General features: G+C 67.0%; 12 protein-coding genes. 6 read left to right on the forward strand and 6 right to left on the reverse strand.

Translation table 11 applies throughout. The features are described from left to right. Window positions 1-51: 51 nt before the first annotated feature. From QXK92_RS04755 to eccB, 3 genes are all read right to left on the reverse strand, one after another. Window positions 52-1272, reverse strand: a complete 1221-nt coding sequence (locus QXK92_RS04755; protein WP_371934536.1) for a PPE family protein — start codon at window positions 1270-1272, stop codon at window positions 52-54. 578 nt (window positions 1273-1850) lie between these two features. Further along, window positions 1851-6014, reverse strand: a complete 4164-nt coding sequence (gene eccCa, locus QXK92_RS04760) for a type VII secretion protein EccCa (RefSeq protein WP_306240521.1) — start codon at window positions 6012-6014, stop codon at window positions 1851-1853. After that, window positions 6011-7540, reverse strand: a complete 1530-nt coding sequence (gene eccB, locus QXK92_RS04765) for a type VII secretion protein EccB (RefSeq protein ID WP_306240523.1) — start codon at window positions 7538-7540, stop codon at window positions 6011-6013. Before eccB ends, eccCa begins: the two co-directional genes overlap by 4 nt. A 282-nt stretch (window positions 7541-7822) precedes the next feature. Here eccB and malQ point away from each other — a divergent pair, with 282 nt between their 5' ends. The 3 genes from malQ (at window position 7823) to QXK92_RS04780 (ending at window position 10855) form a co-directional block, all read left to right on the forward strand. Then, window positions 7823-10018, forward strand: coding sequence for a 4-alpha-glucanotransferase (malQ, locus tag QXK92_RS04770; RefSeq protein ID WP_306240524.1), 2196 nt, complete (start codon window positions 7823-7825; stop codon window positions 10016-10018). Next, window positions 10012-10479: a nuclear transport factor 2 family protein gene (locus QXK92_RS04775; RefSeq protein WP_306240525.1), complete on the forward strand. Its 468-nt coding sequence runs from the start codon at window positions 10012-10014 to the stop codon at window positions 10477-10479. Before malQ ends, QXK92_RS04775 begins: the two co-directional genes overlap by 7 nt. Window positions 10480-10579: 100 nt before the next feature. Next, window positions 10580-10855 carry a LapA family protein gene (locus tag QXK92_RS04780; protein WP_306240526.1) on the forward strand — a complete coding sequence of 92 codons (276 nt, stop codon included), beginning with the start codon at window positions 10580-10582 and terminating at the stop codon, window positions 10853-10855. 2 nt (window positions 10856-10857) lie between these two features. On the opposite strand, the gene QXK92_RS04785 is transcribed toward QXK92_RS04780, so the two are convergent. Next, window positions 10858-11286: an SRPBCC family protein gene (locus QXK92_RS04785; RefSeq protein WP_306240527.1), complete on the reverse strand. Its 429-nt coding sequence runs from the start codon at window positions 11284-11286 to the stop codon at window positions 10858-10860. Between the two features lie 369 nt (window positions 11287-11655). Between QXK92_RS04785 and QXK92_RS04790 the strand changes: the two genes are divergently transcribed. Next, window positions 11656-13215 (forward strand): molybdopterin-dependent oxidoreductase, encoded by a 1560-nt coding sequence (locus QXK92_RS04790; protein WP_306244197.1) that lies wholly within the window; start codon window positions 11656-11658, stop codon window positions 13213-13215. Window positions 13216-13219: 4 nt separating this feature from the next. Here QXK92_RS04790 and QXK92_RS04795 read toward each other — a convergent pair whose 3' ends face one another. Continuing rightward, window positions 13220-13633, reverse strand: a complete 414-nt coding sequence (locus QXK92_RS04795) for a hypothetical protein (protein WP_306240528.1) — start codon at window positions 13631-13633, stop codon at window positions 13220-13222. A gap of 132 nt (window positions 13634-13765) precedes the next feature. Further along, window positions 13766-14326 carry a hypothetical protein gene (locus tag QXK92_RS04800; protein WP_306240529.1) on the reverse strand — a complete coding sequence of 187 codons (561 nt, stop codon included), beginning with the start codon at window positions 14324-14326 and terminating at the stop codon, window positions 13766-13768. Between the two features lie 202 nt (window positions 14327-14528). On the opposite strand from QXK92_RS04800, the gene QXK92_RS04805 reads away from it, so the two are divergent. Together QXK92_RS04805 and QXK92_RS04810 are read left to right on the forward strand one after the other, a co-directional pair. After that, complete coding sequence (locus QXK92_RS04805) at window positions 14529-16406, forward strand: DUF4407 domain-containing protein (RefSeq protein ID WP_306240531.1); 1878 nt, start codon at window positions 14529-14531, stop codon at window positions 16404-16406. Window positions 16407-16508: 102 nt separating this feature from the next. Continuing rightward, window positions 16509-16958 (forward strand): hypothetical protein, encoded by a 450-nt coding sequence (locus QXK92_RS04810; RefSeq protein WP_306240532.1) that lies wholly within the window; start codon window positions 16509-16511, stop codon window positions 16956-16958. Window positions 16959-16960 lie beyond the last annotated feature (2 nt).

Consider the following 16960-nt stretch of genomic DNA (forward strand, 5'->3'; position numbering starts at 1 on the left):
GCAAATCAACACGTTTCAGTACAGGTGAACTACGTGCGCGACTCCTCGGGGTCATCCGGCCGACGGCGATCGGGTCAGCACGTTGTATTTGAACCCGTACTTGTTGGTGTAGCCGCCGGCTGCTCGACGGCCCAATCCGCTGCCCGGTATTCCGCTCAACATTCCGTTGGTGGTGGCTTTGGAAGCCGCGGCGCCAAGGCCGTCGAAACTTGCGGACCCCGGCGGCAGCAGCGTCACCTGGGAGACCGTGTTCGCGACCCAGGTCGGCGGCACCGACAGCTTGCCGACCGTGCCGGCCTGGGCCCACCCGGCGGACACCGGTGTCCCCCAGGCGCCGATGGCGCCCGGAGGCGGCAGGGCACCACCCAGCGCCGGATTGGGGGCCGGTGCGCCGGGCAGCAGTCCGCCGCCCCAGGCGACCAGCGAGTTGACCGATCCCAGTGCGAAATACGGGTAATTGGTGACCGAGTTCCAGATATTCGTGGAGTTTCCGAAGGCGGTCGCGATCAGCCCGTTCGGCCCCAGGAACCACGACGGAAGAGCCACCGAACCCGGCGTGAACGAGAATCCGAGTCCGGTCAGAATCTCCTCGATGCCGGTGACCGGCGCGGCGGTGGACACCGAAGTCCCGAGCGCACTGAGCATGGGAGCCACCGCCAGTGCCGGTGCGACGGACGCCGCGGCGTTGCCGGCAGGAGTCGCGGCCGCCTCGCCGACCGCGGCGGCCTGGGCAGCCTGACCGGCGACGTTGGTCGTGACCGGCGGTGCGGCAAAGGGATTGAGTTGCGACGCGGTCGCCGAGGAAGCGGCGTAGCCGTACATCGCGACGGCGTCCTGTGCCCACATCTCCGCGTAGTGCGCCTCGGTCGCGGCGATGGCCGGCGTGTTCTGGCCGAAGAAGTTGGTGGCTATCAGCGTGGCCAGTAATGCCCGGTTGGCTGCGATCACCGGCGGCGGCACTGTCATGGAAAAGGCAGCGTCGTAGGCCGCGGCCGCCGCCCGGGCCTGCATTGCGGCCTGCTCAGCCTGGTCAGCCGTGGCGGCCAGCCATGCCACATAGGGCGCGGCGGCGGCCACCATCGACTGCGACGCCGGCCCGACCCACGGCGAACTGGACAGTTCTGTGATGACCGAGCCGTATCCCACTGCGGCCGTGCTCATTTCGGCGGCGAGCCCGTCCCAGCCCGCCGCGGCGGCCAGCATCGGGCCCGCGCCCGGGCCGGTGTACATCCGTCCCGAGTTGATTTCGGGCGGTAACGCTCCGAAGTCCAACACCACCCCTCCTCAGCCAGCCGGGACCGCACTGGCGATCCCGGTGTCGGCATTGGCTTTGTCTGGACCATGACCAGTCCTGGCAGCTGCGTTGCTGCGCTTTCTCCCCCATGCGGTGACCCGGCGAAGTGCGGCGGGTCGGTAATTCAGCGCCGGCCTGGTGGAAATCGGTAGCCGCCAAACGAAACGTTCCTCCAACCTGCGAAAAGGTCGAGGATACTAGCATCGTTAGGAGTTATTCGGCTCGTTTTCGGACCGGCACATAGAAAACACATTAGAACCCGAAATCGGTCCGAGATACCGATGACACCGACTATTCATTCCTGGCAAACCGTTGTTCAGCCGCCGTTCAACAACTGCCGCGACGCACTCGTCTGACCTCGGTGAATAGCTCTGCGGATTGGGCGGCGGATAAACAGGTGACACTGTTTCCGGGGGCATTGTTCACCGAGATGTTGCTGAAGCCGGACAACAAACAAAGCCGGACAACAAACAAAGCCGCCGCGTCGAGGCGAACCCGGCGTACCGGGCTCGCCACCGACGCGGCGGCGTTTCTAACTGCTATGGCGTGATGCGGACTACTTGTGCACCTCGGTGGCGGCAACCTGAACGAACACGCCGGTGTCCTCGGCCATCAGCAGGCCTCGACCACGGGGCAGCGGACCACCCTTCATCTTGCCGCGGATGAAGCCCTCGTCCGGGTCGGCGTCCATGACCAGCAGGGGTGCGTTGGCCTGGTGCAGGGCGCGCAGCATCGGGTCGCTGCCCGCCGACGACCAACCACCGAAGGAGCGGGTGACGATCACATGCAGCCCGACATCGGCGGCCCGGTTCACGAACGGAACCACCTTGTGCAGCGGCGAATCGAAGCCAGGCGGCAGCTGCTGGATGTCGTCGACAATCAGGAAGATCTCCGGTCCGCTCCACCACGATCGCGACAACAGCTCCTGGGCCGACAGGCCAGGCGGGGGCTCGCGTCCGGCCAGGGCCGCCGCCAGCTCGCCCATCATCGCGACCACGCCGTCGAGGTTGTAGGCGAACTTCTCGACGTAATCCGAGCCCAGCGTGGTGAGCAGCTGGCGTCGCGGGTCGATCAGCCATACCTGCGCCGACGGCCGTCCGGGCGGCGGCGTCGGTGCGCTGCTGGAACCCGGAGCATACAGCCGCCCGATCTCGGACATGATCGTGGCCAGCGTTGTGGTTCGGCCACATTCGCGACGGCCGGTGACCATCAGGTGCGAGTTCTCGGCGAAGTTGAGGTAGACCGGCTGCAGGTCCAATTCGGAGATCGCCCAAGCGATTCCGCCGGCGCCGACACCCTGGCGGGTGTCGCGTGCCGCCAGCTCGCGGACCTGCTCCACACCGAACCGGGCCGGCAGACGCCGCACCGGCGGCGCCGCCGCGGTGGTGAGCCGGCTGACGGCCGCGACAACGCTGTCGCACTCGAAGACGTTGTTCGGCGTGCTGCCCAGCGCCGGGCGGGCGACCAGGGTGTGCAGACCGGCCTGCGGGTCGCTGTCCAACCGGACGTAGTTGACGGCGACCATGCCGCGTCCCGGCTTGACCGGGACGTCCTTGGCGAACCGCGAACGCACCAGCTTGGCGTCTTCCACTGCGGCCAAGCGCAATTCGACGCGGGAACCGAATCCACTCCGCACCGGCGGGCGCAGCTCCGATTCGCGGTCGGCGGTGACGATCACGTGCACACCGAACGAGGGACCCTGGTTGATGATCAGGTTGACCTGGTCGATCAAGACCTCGTTTTCCTCGGCCAGTGCCCGGTAGTTGTCGATCACCAGGAAGACGTCGCCGAACCCGTCGTTGGGCACCGGGCCGGCTTCCCCGCCGAACTTGCGGCGGCGGAACATCTCCATCGAGGCGATGCCGTATTCGAGGAAGCTGCGCTTGCGCTCGCGCACCAGCGCCAGCAGTTCGGCGACTGTACGGCGCACACCGTAGGGGTCCGTCGGTCCCGCGACCTCGCCCACGTGCGGCAGCTGCGCCACGGTGGTGAGCGCGGTGCTGCTGTAAGCCAGGCAGTAGAACTGCACCTGCTCGGGCGTGTGGGTCAGCGCCGCGGAGCAGATCAGCGTCTGCAGCGCGGTGGTCTTTCCGGACCCGCCGGCGCCGAGGATCAGCACGTTGGCACCCGGGCCGGACGTGTCCACCGTCCACGGCGGCTGGTCGTGCTTGAACGGACGGTCGATGATCCCGATCGGGAACACCAGGTTGCGGGCCGTTCCGTAGTCCTTATTCCAGGGGTGGCCGAGGAAGCGGTTGACCAGCTCGTCGATCGCGACCGGCTCGGTGAGCGGCGGCTGCCACAACCGGTACGGCTCGAAATTGATCTTGCGCAGCTGGTCGATGATCACGGTGCCGACCTTCGGCGTCCGGATCGCTTCCTCTTCCTCCTCCACCTCTCCGCCGGCGTCGACGACTTCGCCGTTCGCGTAGTTCGCGATCACGTCGACGCTGGGGCCTCCCACGCTCACTTCCATCGGCGTGAAGGAGTTGGTGAACAGTTGCGGTCGCACGTAGTCGATGGTGTTCACCAACACCGGCGCTTCCTCACCGTCGACGGAGGAAATGCGCAGGTAGTCCCGCCAGAGGAACTCGGCCTGGAATCGGATGATGTCCTCGAGGCTCTTGCGGAAGTAGCCCAGACCGGCCTGGGCCGGCAGGTTGACCGCATTGGGCACACCGGCGGCCTGCGCGGCGCCGGCCGTTCGCGCCTTGAGCACCAGGCGGTAACCCATGTTCTCCATGAGCTTTTCGGCGCGGCTCTCGATGGTCTGCGACGCCATCATCAGGTGGATCCAGTAGGCACGGCCCTGGCGGCCGATCGAGTCGAGCACGTCGACCGCGGTCGGCATGATCCGGAACCACTCGTAGAACTCGTCGATGACCACCACGAGCATCGGCAGCGGCGCCATGTCCTGGCCGCGGGCCCGCATCCGGGCACGCACCGAGTTGTACTCCTTGGCGTCGTCGACACCGGCGCTGTCGCAGATCGCCTTGCGGCGCGCGATCTCGCCCCAGAGTGCGTCCAGGAAGCGCTCCATCAGCGCCTGGTCCTCTTCCAGGTCGGTGATGATGCGCGAGACGTGCGGCACGCCGGCGAACGGCTTGACGGCCGATCCACCCTTGAGGTCGGCGAGCACGAACTGCAGCTCCTCGGGCGGGTGGCCGAGCATGAGCGACTCGATCACGGTCCGCACCAGCGTCGACTTACCGGAACCGGTGGTACCCGACATGACGCCGTGCGGGCCGTCCCCGCCTTCGTCCAGCGACTTCATGTCCAGGAACAGCAGCTCGCCGTTGTCGGAGCGGTTGCCGAACGGCACGCGCAGGCGCGAGCGTCCCATCGTGTCGGTGCGGCTGCCCCACAGATCTTCGAAGTCGATCGCGGCCGGATCGCTGATTCCGTAGTAGGACAAGATGTCCCGCGCGCCGATATGGGCGACCCGCTGGCCGATCTCTTCATATGCCTCGGCCAGCCGCCACTGCGCCAGCTTCTGAGAGAACTCCTCGGCCTCGGCGGTGGTCATCTGGTCGGTCAGGGCGAAGAACCACGCTTTGTCGTCGATCACCATCCAGGTGTCGCGGTCGCGGGGCAGCGCCTCGATCACGCCGATCTTGTCGAACGAAAGCTTGCGTTCGGGAACGTTCGTCCACATCTCGGAGCCGGTCAGGTCGAAGAACGTGACACCGTCGACGCCCTCGGCACTGATCACGTACTCCCACTGCGGGTCGTCGACGTCGGCGATGATCACGTGGTGCGGGGTGGGCGTCTGCGCCGACGAACTCGCGTGCCGGGGCGTGAACGACCCGCGGCCGGCGAACAGTTCGGCCTGCTCGGCGGCGAATTCGCGTACGGAGCTGTACACCATGCGGGCGCTGCCCGCGGCGTCGGTACGCCGTCCATCACCGAAGTGCGGCAACCACTTCACCCAGTCCCACTCGTCGAGGTCGGAGCTGACGACGATCATCCGGATGTGGTCCGGGCCGTGCGAGAAGGCGAGCTGACAGATGATCGCCCGCATCAGTCCGAGTACCTGCGGGCGGTCGCCGACCAGCGCATACCAGGGCTCCACCAGCACGGAGATCATCTTGGGCAGGTTGTAGACGACGCTCTGGTAGCGGCCGAACTCCTGCAGCGCCTTGCCGGTTACCGGCTCCAGCTCGATGTCGGTGGGCATGTTCTGCGGTTCACCCCAGGTCACCTCGGGGCGTGTCATTCCGACCCCGACGCGGACGACCCCGAAGTTGAGGTCTTTGCCGTCGGGCTTGCGCTCCCACATCCGCTGGGAACCCACCGCGGCCGCCAGGGTGTTCGGCGCCGGGTGGAACCACCGGTAGTTGGCGTCCATGCTGTCGGCCGACTCCTGCGCGGTCTCCCGCAACATGTCCAGCATCAGCATGAACTGGGCGCGCATGGCGTCCAGCTTCGGGCGGCTCATCTGCTGCTGACCGCCGCCGACGCCGCGGAACATCATCAGCATCATGCCGCCGACCATGAAGATCGGGAAGATCGAGCCGACACCGCCGAATACGTGCGAACCGCTGGCGAATGTCATGGCGACCATGCCGCCCAGCAGTCCGATCACTACGACGCCGACCACGATCAGCCACCAGGGCTTGCCTTCGGGCGGCGGAATGCTCAGTGGCGTCGGCAGAACGATGTTCTCCGGCTTGATTACCGGCGGCCGCTCCGGCGTAGGCCGTGCAAATCCACGTTTCACTTCGGTACCACCAACTCTGCAGGGGTCATGTCCATCGGAAGGGTGTCGTGCTCCACCAGGGCGTCGGCACGCGACAAGGTCGGTCCTTGTGGCAGCAACCGCAAGGCCACCCACGGCGCCATGCTGGGCTGCAGCGTCAGACCGAGCGCGTCGCGGGCTTCCTTCGTGTCATCCACCCCGAACCGCGCACCGGCGTTGGTCAGCCACCACAGCGACTCGGTGGTCTGAGCCCCCGGGTTGTTGCCGGTCACGGCCACGAAATTCGCGTAGTTGGGACCGAAGTACACCTGGTCGGCCTCACGGCCGCTCAGGTCGGACTTCACCAGGCTGACCACGTTCTTCATCTCGCTGGACTTGATCGGGATGGTCGGTCCGGAGACCACTTGAACGCGGGCCCGGTTCTCACCGTTGGTCCGTTCCCACCACCAGCAGGTGGACGGGTTCTCCCGGATGTCCAGCACGTTGAGCGGGTCATTCGGATATGCCGACAGGTCCAGCCGGTTGACGACCGGCATCTTGGCCAGCGCGGACGGTTCGACGGTCACCGGCTTGGTGTTGCCGGGGCGTCCCGCGTTCTGCAGGATCTGGGCGACCAGCGGCGGCAACGTCTGGACGCCGTCCTCGAGCACCAGCGAATACTGCTGGGGGCCACTGATCTGCGGGGTGACCAGGATCGTGCCGACGGGGCCGGGGGCGCCCTGGAAGGTCGCCGGGGCGCCCGCTTTCGGCACCTCCGGAACCAGCAGCTCGGGTCCGACCGGCAGCGCGTCGTACAACGCGTGGCTCATCGGACGCGCCTGGCTGACCTGCTCCGGCGTCAGGCCCAGCGGGAGCAACACCGAGCGGTCGGTGGCGTCGATCTTCGACCGGCGGCCCTCGCGGATCACCCAGGTGTTCCCGCCATAACTCAGCACCACCGCGTCAGATCCGTTGAGGACCCGGCGGTGGCCACTCATGTCCGGGGTGCCGTCGATGACGGTCACCGTGACACCGGCCGGCGACGGCATGCCGGAGGGACCCGACGTGCCGCCCACCGTGTCGCACACCAGCCAGGACGACACGCTGGGACTCTTCGGCGCGAACTCGGTGGGGGCTCCCGGGATGCCGACCAGCGGGCCGTGCGGCATGTTTGCGATCTGGCTTCCCTTGACCAGGTGCGGGTTGTCAGGCCGGCCGGTGATCAGGCGCGCTGACGCGAGGTTGAGCGCCGGGTAGAGCCGGTCGCCCACCTTGACGTACAGCGCACCCGAATCGCGGTCAGCGATGATCGGTGACTCGTTGATCTGTCCGGCGGGGCTGAGGAAGGAGTACAGCAGTGCGCCCAGGCAGATCACCAGTGCCGCCGACACCGACGCCACGACCGCCAGGGTCTGGCGGCGGCCCGGCTCGATCTCCATGCGCACCCGCCAGCGGGTCAATGCCATCGCGGTACGGCGGGCCAGGAACTGATAGCCCGTTACCTGGGTGCGCGTCGACAACCCGAGGCCGTAGCCCGACCCCCGCTGTCCGCGGCTATGTTCAGCCACGCTTGATCACCTTTCGGTCATAACGCCCGGATATAAAACGCCCGCTGAGCGGTAAGCGCCAAATCACATCGACAACCGTAAGGCACCTGCGCAAACCTCGCCAGGCGGCAGAAACCGCCGCCCGGATTCGCGCGTCCATCCCCCATGGAGCCGTCGTGACTTCACTGGGCATGTTAGCTGCGAATCAGTGACTCGGCGCGCTAAGTCGCCCACTGTTCACATCGGGGTTCGCCGACCCAGCCGAGCTGCGGGTCCCGGAGCGCAACGTGACAATCTTCTTCCATGACCGAGCCGACGCGTCCTTTTCCGACCCAGCCAGCGCCGTCGCTCGTCGAACTGGCACGCCGGTTCGGGATCGCCACCAGTTACCAGGACTGGAGCGGACAAGAGGTCTTCGTGCCGGAAACCACGCTGGTGTCCGTCCTGGGCGCCCTGGGCGTCCCGGCGGACACCGAAGACGAGCGCAATGTGGCTCTGACCACACAGTCGCGCTCCTACTGGGCCCGGTCGCTGCCGGCCACCATCGTCGGACGGGCCGGTGCCCCGCTGCGATTCTGGGTGCACGTCACGCACGGCGCTCCGGCCGACGTGTGGCTGCAGCTCGAAGACGGGACCGAGCTCAGCGGCCCGGAAAATCGCATCGTCCAGGTCGACAACTTCACTGCACCATTCGATCTAGACGGACGTCAGGTCGGCGAGGCCAGCTTCCTGTTGCCGGGCGATCTGCCGCTGGGCTATCACCGGGTGCACCTGCGGTCCGGCGACCACCGGTCCAGTACCGCCCTCATCATCACGCCGGACTGGCTGGGCCTGCCGGAAAAGCTCGCGGGACGCCGCGCCTGGGGCTTGGCCACCCAGCTCTACAGTGTGCGGTCGCAACAGTCCTGGGGCATCGGTGACCTCAGCGACCTGGGCGATCTTGCGCTGTGGTCCGCGTGGGCGCACGGCGCCGACTATCTGCTGGTCAATCCGCTGCATGCCGCGTGCCTGCCGGGCCCCGGCGGGAGCGATGGCCGGATAGAACCGTCACCGTATCTGCCGACGTCACGCCGCTTCGTCAACCCGCTCTACCTGCGGGTGGAAGCCATCCCGGAGTACGCCGAACTGCCCAAACGTGGCCGGGTGCGGGAGCTGCGCGACCGGGTACAACGTCGCGCCGTGCGATCGGACAGCATCGACCGCGACAGCGCCTGGGCAGCCAAATGCGCGGCCCTCAAGCTCATCCACGCCGTGCCGCGGTCGGCCGGGCGGGAGATGGCCTACACCGCTTTCCGCGATCGGGAGGGCCGGGACCTGGACGACTTCGCCACCTGGTGCGCCCTGGCCGACAAGCACGGCACCGATTGGTACCGGTGGCCGAAATCGGTGCGACACCCCGACGCCCCCGGCGTCGCGGCATTCGCCGCCAAGAACGCCGGCGCCGTCGATTTCCACCGATGGCTGCAGTGGCAGCTTGACGAGCAGCTCGCCGCGGCGCAGTCGCAGGCCACCCGGGCCGGCATGGCGCTGGGCATCATGCACGATCTGGCCGTCGGCGTGCATCCCACCGGTGCCGACGCATGGGCCCTGCAGGACGCGCTCGCGCTGGGAGTGACGGCCGGCGCGCCGCCGGACGAGTTCAACCAGCTGGGGCAGGACTGGTCGCAGCCGCCGTGGCGGCCCGACCGGCTTGACGAACTGGAATACCGCCCGTTTCGCGCGCTGATCCAGGCGGTGCTGCGGCACGCGGGCGGAGTCCGGATCGACCACATCATCGGGCTCTTCCGGTTGTGGTGGATACCGGAGGGCCGGCCCCCGACCGAGGGCACCTACGTGCGCTACGACCACGAGGCGATGATCGGGATCGTCGCGCTGGAAGCCCACCGGGCCGGAGCTGTCGTCGTCGGGGAGGACCTGGGCACCGTCGAACCGTGGGTGCGGGACTACTTACTCTTGCGCGGCCTGTTGGGCACGTCGATCCTCTGGTTCGAGAAGGAAGAGGCAACCGGAACGCCGCTGCCCGCCGAACGTTGGCGGGAATACTGTCTGTCCTCGGTCACGACGCACGATCTGCCGCCCACCGCGGGTTACCTGGCCGGTGACCACGTCCGGCTGCGGGACTCGCTGGGGCTGCTGACCCGGCCGGCCGAGGTCGAGCAGGAGGCGGCCAGGACTGAACGGACGGCCTGGCTGGCCGAGCTGCGGCGGGTGGGCCTGATCGGCGACGGCGAGGAGAGCCCCGAACAGCTGATTCTGGCCCTCTACCGGTACCTGGGCCGGACACCGTCGCGGTTGCTGGGCGTGGCGCTGACCGATGCGGTCGGCGATCGGCGCACCCAGAATCAGCCGGGCACTACCGATGAGTACCCGAACTGGCGGGTCCCGCTGTCGGGTCCGGACGGCAAGGCGGTACCGCTGGAAGCGCTGTTCACCGATGCCCGCGCCGCACAGCTACTCGAGGCAGTGCGCGACGTCACCGCCCCGGCACACCCATGCTGAACGATCGCGCCGCTCTCAGCGATCTCGTCCACCGTTATGCCGCCCTGGTCGACGATCGTCAATTCGATTCGGTAGCAACGTTATTCACCGAAACTGCGGAGCTGGTGGTGGCTGACCCGCCGTCTGAGCTGACACCGGTCCGGACCCACCGGGGCCGCGACGCCATCGCCGCGGCGGTTGCTGCGGTGGGCCGGCTCCTCCGCACCGAGCACGCGATCGTCGGCGAAGTGTACGACGCGGGACCGGCACCCGACGTTGCCCGCGGGCGCATCACCGGTATCGCCCACCACTGGAGTCATCGTTCCGGCGAAAGCGGGACCGAACTCGTCGACGTGGTCTGGCATCTGCGTTACGACGACGAGTACCGGTTGACCGTTTCGGGCTGGCGAATCAGCCGCCGGGCGCTGACCGTCAATGCCCTCGAAACGCGGCCGGTGCGCCGGGTGCGGCCCGGTGAATAGCCGAACTCGTTTGCCCGTAAAGCATTTCGGGTAGGCCCTAAAAAGACTCGAATCGGCCGCTCGGGACGGCCGGCTGCGCCGACTGCTGAGGGGGATACCGATGGCCGAGATCGCACACCTGCCTCGCAGCGCGCGCGACCTGGGGGAATTCGAAGATGCGGCAGAGCGCACCCCGGTCCTCGTCGTGATCGCCGGGGCCGTCCTCGCGTTCGTCGTTTCGGTCGCCGCATTCGCGCTGGGACAGGCGGGCGTGGGCGTTGCTGTGGCCAGTGGCGGGTTGCTGATCTTCGGCGCCGGGCTGTGCTGGCTCAGCATGGAACGCCGACGGGTGCGGGACGCCGAACGCGAAGTGCTGCTGCACCATCCGCGCAGCTGAGCTCAGCGCAACTCGGCGAGGTTGTGCACGGACTTCTTCACATCGGAGCGCAGTAGCCGGGCCACCAGACGTCCCACCGGTCCTCCGAGCACGCCGCCGGACAGGTCGGCGGTGAGCGAGAAGTCCGACCCGGGTTCCTTCGGCGTGACCTCCATTGCGACCGTGATGCGCACGCCGCCGCGACCGCTGCCTTGCAGCTCAATCGATTTCGGTTCGTCGTAGTGCGTCACTTCCCAGTAGATGACGTTGCGGAAGCCCTTCACCTTGATCAGCGACGCGACGCAGGTGCCTTTCTCGATGGTGGACGGAACCTCGCCGCGCCACCCCCCGAAGATGGTCATCCACTCGTCGAAACGCGCGAGATCTGACGCCAGCTTCCACGCGGCTTCCGGAGTCACCTCCGAGGTGGTCGAAACCTCTACTTTCGCCAACGGAATCCGCTCCTCTGCGCGTCGGGGTCAGTGCCGATACATACCCGGGTGTCATGGGCGGGTAAACAACGCCGTCGTCCGCGAACACATGAGTTTGGCATTGTTTCTAATTTATACAGTGGCCATAGTGTAAATTTGCTCAGCGTGAGTGGATCCATTGACGCGGGGTCAGCCCCCCGTACCGGAGCGTCGGACAGACAGCTGGGCGTGGACTACGCGAGCGAGGTGCACACCGCCGAGGACGTCGTCGACGTCGAGTCCTACGGCGGTGGTTTCGACCTCACCCGACGTGCCACCGCCCCGCGCCTGCGAGTCGGCCGGGACAGATGGTTCAACCTGCTCTGGCTGATTCCGATCGGATTCGTGGTGATGCTGGCCGGCGTCGCGATCGGCAAAGGGCTGCACCACATGCCGGCGGTGCAGTCGTTCATCGAGCGCTATCCGGGCACCGAGGAGCATTCCGGTGCCATAGCCGGGCGTCCGGCCTGGATCGGGTGGACCCACTTCTTCAATCTCTTCATGATGACGTTCATCATCCGTTCCGGGATCCAGATCCTGTGCGATCACCCGCGGCTCTACTTCAGCCGCAACGCCACGCCCGGCAAGGACGAATGGTTGCGGGTGGGGCCGCCGGTGCCCGATGACCCCCTGTGGACCGCCAACTCCGATACCGTGGCTCTCCCACCGCAATTCGGGCTGCCGGGCTTCCGCCACTCCATCGGTCTGGCCCGGTGGTGGCACCTCGGCATCGACGTGTTGTGGTTGGTCAACGGTGCGGTCTTCTACGCGCTGTTGTTCCTCACCGGGCAGTGGCGGCATCTGGTGCCGACCAGCTGGGACGTGTTCCCCAACGCAGCATCGGTGGCCATTCAGTACGCGTCCCTGCAGTGGCCCACCGACAACGGCTGGGTGGCCTACAACGGTCTGCAGTTGCTCGCCTACTTCACCACCGTGTTCATCGCCGCCCCTGCGGCCGTCATCACCGGACTCGGTATGTCACCGGCACTGTCGCAACGCGTCCACTGGCTCAGCAAGCGATTGAGCATCCAGCACGCGCGCTCGCTGCACTTCCTGGTGCTCGTGTATTTCCTGTTCTTCATCCTGACCCACGTCACGATGGTTTTCGCCACCGAAGCCCTGCGCAACCTCAACCACATGTTCGCCGCCCGAGACGACAACGGCTGGGTCGGGTTCGCGGTCTTCTGTATGGCGATGGTGATCGTGGCAATCGCGTGGGTTGCCGCCACCCCGTTCACAATTCGCCATCCGCGCGTGGTCCAGCGGGTCGGCTATGCGCTCGTCGGACCGTTTCAGCGCGCGCTGGAACGCCTCAATCCCAAGCCCGGTGCATTCACCGAAAAGGACATCTCGCCCTATCACTGGCGTAACGGCCGCCTCCCGGAGACCGTGGAGTACAAGGAGCTGGCGGAAAACGACTTCGCGGATTGGCGGCTGCGGGTGTACGGCCTGGTCGAGAACCCGACGGCATTCTCACTCGACGACCTGCGGGCACTGCCCTACCACGACCAGATCACGCAGCACTTCTGCATTCAGGCGTGGTCGGGGGTGGCCAAGTGGGGCGGCGTCTCGATGCAAACCATCATGGACATCGTCAAACCGCTGCCGGAGGCAAAATGGGTCGTCTTCTACTCGATGGGCCTGGGCGCGACGGGAGGTATCTACTACAACGCGCATCCCATCGAGCAGATGACACACCACATGAGCATGCTTGCCTACGACATGAACGGCGAGCCGCTCCCCTATCTGCATGGCAGACCGCTACGCCTGCGCAACGAATTGCAACACGGCTTCAAGCAGGTCAAGTGGATCAAGGGCATCGAGTTCGTCGCGCACTATTCCGAAATCGGCAGTGGCTATGGAGGTTACAGCGAAGACCACAAGTTCTTCGGCCGGCACCAGACGCTGTGATCTATCAGGTCGGGCAGACCTGATCGACCCACGACTTCACGGTCTGGTTGTTTTTCGGGTAGTCCGGATCGTCGAAGTGGGTACCGCCGGTGGTGACGAAGTGCTCGATCGCCGACTTGACCGAGGCCGGCGGGTTGTAGCGCTCGAGGGTGTCGGCGGCCTTGCGCGCGGCGTCCTTGTCGGTCGCGGTCAGCAGATCAAGGTTGGCCCCGGTGATCTCCACGCACTGGCTGGAGTCCAGGGTGGTGACCGGTGCCGACTCGGTGGAGGTGGCCTCGCTCGACGAGGCGGCGGCCGACGTCGATGTGGCCGAGCTGCTGGCGCCCGAGGAGTGAACCACCGTCGTCTTGCCGGACGAGCAACCCGTCATCACCGTCGTGGTCACCACGACGGCCGCAAACCACCACCGCTTTCGCATCAAGGTCCCTCCTGGATGAGTAGGCCGACCGCTCCCGGCGCGGTAGCACCGCCGTAGATTAGCGCACCGAATGTGGCCTGGCTCACGTTCGAGCTGCGGAAATCCAGGTAGATCCAGGTTTGCCGGGGCCGGCTACCCGCCCCAGGCGGCCGCTACCTGCGTGGCGACGTCGATTATCTGAGCAGCCTGGGACTGCGGCGAATCGATCTCCTCGCGCACGTACTGCGCGATGAAACGCCGGATTTCACCGTCGACCCCGGCGAGGATGCGCAGCACTTCGCCCCGGATCGATTTGGACGAGACATTGACGGTGATGTCCGACGGTCGCGGCTTGGAGACGTCCACGATGAGTAACAGCGGCTCGGCCGCCCGCGCGGTGGCACGTAAGGCGATGTCGCCGGTCACCTTGAACCGCTGCTTGTCCAGTCGCAGGTCCAGCAGCAGGTCGATGGACAGTGGGATGTGGATGACAAAGGTGATGAGATCGCCGAGTTTGCGGGTGACCCGCGGCTCCTGAATCTTGACGTTCGCGCTGACCTTCGCGATTCCGCCCGGTCCCTGGGCGATGGGTTCCATGGCAAACTCGCTGCCGGCGATATCACTCAACGCGGCGGCGACCCGGTCCGGCGTTACGGCAACCTCGAAAAACTTGCGGCCGAACTCTTCGTAGCTGAGGAAGTCCTGGTTTTCCATAAGATTTATACGGTCTCATGCCGCCCGCCCGATGGGCCGCTGATCCGCTCGAGTCGCCGAAAATTCGGCCTTCCGCAGCCGCCGAAAGTGTGATCTGCAGCACTGCGCAGCCGGTTGTGAAGAACGCCACAAGCGGGCGCTTCGATTCGGTATGTCGGGCGGGGGCCTGCCACCCTTGACGTATTGGAGGTGTTTGAATCTCATGCGCGCGCACGAAATCTCTGAGCAGCGCTCGGTCGTCACGCGGATCGAGGCGCTGCTGACCTGGCTTGGCGGCGGGCATGCACGCGAGCTCGCAGAACGCCATGAGCGGTCCACACACGCCGTCGCGGGAGCCGTGGTGGTGCTCGGCGCCGTGCTGGCATGGCTGGTCGCCGCACTGGCCGTCAGACCGGCGGTCGGCTCGGCGCCGGTATGGGCCGTGGTGGCCGCGACCCTCGTCTTCGGTCTGTTGGTCGGAGCGGTCACTCGCGGCATCGCCGGTATCCCTGCGCGCGGCTGGCGGGGAACGGCCGGTCGCGCCATGGTGGCGCTGGCCGTCGGAGTTTTGGTCGGCGAACTCGCCGCACTCGTGCTCTTCTCCGGCGCTGTCGACCGTCGCCTGGACGAGCGGGCGCTGCGCACCGCGGACTCGGCTCCGGCGGTGGCACAGGCCGCGGCATCCCTGCAACAGGCGCGTACGGCACGCAGCGCGCTGGACGGAACAGTGGACCAGGCCCGCGGACACCTGGACAACGCCCTGGTGATCGCGCGCTGTGAGTACAACCCGACGCCCGCCTGCCCGCAAACCCGGATCACCGGCGTTCCGGGCCGCGGGCCCGAGACCCGGACGGCGAACGAGCTGCTCGGTGACGCCCAGCGGGAACTCGACGGCGCGCTGGCCGCTCGCGACCGCCAGGCACCCTCCCTGGACGCCACCGTCGCACGCGATGAACAGGCACTGACCGAGGCGCGGCAGGCCGCGGTCGCCGATGCCGGACGGGGTCTGGGCGCGCGGTGGGTCGCGATGAACGACCTGACTCTCGCCGGCGCCGGGGCGCTCGTGCTGCGCCTTCTTGCCATCGCATTCTTCGTGCTGCTGTATCTGCTGCCGCTGATCCTGCGCACGTGGCGCGGCGAGACCACCCACGATCGCCACGCCAGCGCGCGTGCGGAGCGCGAACGCGCCGAGCTGGAAGCCGACACCGCGATCGCCGTCAAGCGGGCCGAAGTGCGCCGCGCGGCCGAGATCATGTGGGCCGAGCACCAACTCACCCAGACGCGCCTCGCCATCGAGGCTCAGGCCGAGATCGATCGCGAACACCACCGCCGCCGGGTCGTCGAGGCGCTCGACGCCCCGGTGTACGCGTCGTCGGAACGTACCTTCGAGCCAGTGGAGGAAGAAATGTATCTGCCGATCGCCGCCGAGGCCGAGGCCGCCGCAACGCGGGCGGTGGCCCAGTTGCCCGCCGCGGACCGCGATGTGCAACCACCGGTCACCGAGAACCTGCCGGCACCGGCCGAACCCGTCATGGCGGCCGTCGAGCACTACGAGCCGTCGGCTCCCGCCGAGGTGGACGACCAGCACCGTGCCCCGCTGATTCCGTCGATTCCGGATGCCACCAAGGCCGCAGCCCGGTGGATCCGTCCGCTGGTGCCACCGTTCGTGGCGCGGGTCATCGACAACACCACCCAGCCGTTGCGCACCGCCCGGCAGGTGTTCGAGGAGGTCGAGGAGATTGCCTTCTCACTGAAGCGGACCCGCAAAGTGACCATGAATACCGAGACCTCCGACGGCGCCGGCCAGCAGCAGCCCCAGCAGCCGCCGCAACCCCCGCTGCAGGCACCGCCGCCCGCAGCCCCCGGGCCAGGCGTCCACCGGATCGATTCGACGCGTGGTCAGGCGGCGCAGCGGCACTATGCCGGTGACTACGGCCAGCTGGGTGGGCATGCCGAGCACGCGCTGAGCGGGGCGCCCGGCAGAGACCTGGCCGACTTGGCGGTCGGGGCCTCGGATGGTCGCCGTCAGCTGGTCGAGCGGGAGGGACCACGCGAGTTGGACGGGCCCACCGGCCCCCGCCAATTGCCCCCTGCCAAATAGGGTGGCATAGCGGCAAACCGGGCGAGTTGGTCGCGGCGTAGTATCTTTCGGGGTCGGCGGCGACGGGTAATTGCATACGGATTGGGAACAGGACGTGCTCGCATGAGGGTCAGTCTCTTTCTGGCGGACGCGGCTCAAGCCGATGTTCAATCGGGCAAGGTCCACACCCTCGGGTTGGGCTGGCGCCAATGTCAAACGCCCACGCCCCCATTCGCATTGGTGATGTTTCTGGACATCGACTGGGACGAGACGAACAAGCAGCACAAGCTCACCTGCCAGTTGCTGGACACCGACGGTCAACCGGTGGTGGTGCAGGGCCCGCAGGGCCCGCAGCGGATCTTGTTCGAGGCGGCCGCCGAGGCGGGCCGCCTACCGGGTGCCATTCACGGCACCTCGGTCCGGATGCCGCTCACGCTCAACATCCCGGCCGGAATCCCACTGGAACCGGGCATATACGAGTGGCGGGTCGAGGTGGACGGCTTCGAACAGGCCACTGCCGTCGAGGCGTTCATCGTCTCCCCCGGCGGCATTGCGCCGACACCGGCAAACTAACT

Origin of the sequence: Mycobacterium sp. TY815 (assembly GCF_030755135.1) — a bacterium.
In the GTDB taxonomy this organism is placed as follows: Bacteria; Actinomycetota; Actinomycetes; order Mycobacteriales; family Mycobacteriaceae; genus Mycobacterium.